Source organism: Nocardia cyriacigeorgica, from assembly GCF_010858045.1.
Classification (GTDB): Bacteria; Actinomycetota; Actinomycetes; order Mycobacteriales; family Mycobacteriaceae; genus Nocardia; species Nocardia cyriacigeorgica_E.
This window is the reverse complement of the sequence record NZ_JAAGVC010000117.1, coordinates 1-447: the sequence shown is the minus strand read 5'-3', so window position 1 is coordinate 447 and position 447 is coordinate 1. Positions and strand designations below refer to the sequence as shown.

1 pseudogene is annotated in these 447 nt (G+C 68.2%); it reads left to right on the top strand.

Annotation, left to right across the window (positions count from 1 at the left end):
* Positions 1 to 447: pseudogene (locus GV790_RS28970) on the top strand (ABC transporter ATP-binding protein); the annotation flags it as partial.

The following is a 447-nucleotide window of genomic DNA, read 5'->3' as shown; positions in this document are numbered from 1 at the left end:
TCGACGAACCGCTGGCCGCGCTCGATGCGAGCACCAGAGTGCAGGTGCGCGCCGAACTCGCCCACCACCTGGCCGACTTCCCCGGCCACACCGTGCTGGTCACGCATGATCCGTTCGATGCCATGGTGCTGGCCGACCGGCTGGTCATCATCGAGAACGGTACGGTCGTACAACAGGGGGCGCCGAGTGAGGTCGCGCGCCGACCTCGTACCGACTACGTCGCCCACCTCGTCGGGCTCAACCTCTACCGAGGTACAGCGACCGGCACCAGCGTCGACCTCGACGGCGGAGGATCGTTCACGATCGCCGAGCCCGCCGACGGCGCGGTGTACGTGGCCTTCCCGCCCAACGCGGTGAGTCTGTATCCACAACGGCCGCAAGGCAGTCCGCGCAACACCTGGCAGGTGACGGTGGCCGGGCTCGAAGAGCATGCCCACCTCACCCGAG